Source organism: Moritella viscosa (assembly GCF_900120065.1).
Taxonomy (GTDB): domain Bacteria; phylum Pseudomonadota; class Gammaproteobacteria; order Enterobacterales; family Moritellaceae; genus Moritella; species Moritella viscosa.
This window is the reverse complement of sequence record NZ_FPLG01000064.1, coordinates 1-1385: the sequence shown is the minus strand read 5'-3', so window position 1 is coordinate 1385 and position 1385 is coordinate 1. Positions and strand designations below refer to the sequence as shown.

Annotated in this window: 2 protein-coding genes; both read left to right on the top strand. The window is 41.6% G+C overall.

Annotation, left to right across the window (positions count from 1 at the left end):
* Positions 1–1147 (top strand): transcription termination factor NusA (gene nusA, locus BT797_RS10005; RefSeq protein WP_075471927.1); only part of this gene is annotated, 1147 nt, incomplete at its 5' end.
* Positions 1148–1173: 26 nt separating this feature from the next.
* Positions 1174–1385: translation initiation factor IF-2 N-terminal domain-containing protein (locus tag BT797_RS10000; protein WP_139291997.1), on the top strand; the 212-nt coding region annotated here is incomplete at its 3' end.

Below are 1385 nucleotides of genomic sequence, written 5' to 3'. Positions count from 1 at the left end.
CATTCAAAAAGTACGTGAAGCAGAACGTGATTTAATCGTTCAGCAATACGCTAAACATGAAGGTGAGCTAATCACTGGTTTAGTAAAACGTGCGAACCGTGAAACAGTCGTATTAGATCTGGGTAACAATGCTGAAGCAGTAATGTTCCGTGATGAGATGCTACCACGTGAATCATTCCGTACTGGCGACCGTATTAAAGGTTTACTGAAAGAAGTAAAACCTGAAGCGCGTGGCACACAGTTATTTATTAGCCGTGCTTGTAACGAAATGCTAATCGAATTATTCCGCATCGAAGTGCCAGAATTCAACGAAGAGATGCTTGAACTTAAAGCGGCTGCTCGTGATCCTGGTTCTCGTGCTAAAATCGCGGTTAAATCTAACGACAAACGTATCGATCCTGTTGGCGCTTGTGTTGGTATGCGTGGCGCACGTGTACAAGCGGTATCAAGTGAATTAAACGGTGAGCGTGTTGATATTATCCTTTGGGATGATAACCCTGCTCAGTTTGTTATCAACGCAATGGCTCCTGCTGAAGTTGCTTCTATTATTGTTGATGAAGATCAGCATTCAATGGATATTGCTGTTGAGCAAGACAACCTTGCACAAGCAATTGGCCGTAACGGTCAAAACGTACGTTTAGCATCACAACTGACAGGTTGGGAACTAAATGTAATGACAGTTGCTGAAGCGAACGAAAAACATCAAAAAGAAAACGATCGTCTGATGACAATCTTCACTGATAAATTAGATATCGATGAAGATATGGCTGAATTACTGATCGGAGAAGGCTTCTCGTCATTAGAAGAAATCGCTTACGTTCCTGTAAACGAATTCTTACAAATTGACGGTTTTGATGAAGACCTTGTTGATGAATTACGTTCACGTGCTAAAAATGCATTAACGACATCTGCACTTGCTGCAGAAGAGTCTCTAGAAGGTGCTGAACCAAGTGCAGACTTATTAGCACTTGAAGGTTTAGAAAAACACCTTGCTTACGTATTTGCAAGCATCGGAGTAACAACTCTGGAAGAGCTAGCAGAACAAGGCATTGATGACTTAAGTGAAATTGAAGAATTAACGGATGAACGTGCTGGTGAATTAATTATGGCTGCACGTAATATCTGTTGGTTCAGTGATAGCGAATAATAACGCGAAGAGAGGGATCGAACTACATGGCAGATGTATCAATTACAAAATTGGCCGACGATATCGGTACTACTGTTGATCGCCTAGTACAACAATTCTCTGATGCTGGTATAGCAAAAGCGAACGATAGTACGGTAACAGAAGGTGAAAAGCAGACACTACTTGTGCACTTAAGTGAGCAACATGGTAGTGATACGGCTGAACCTAGTCGCTTAACATTACAGCGTAAAACCAAAAG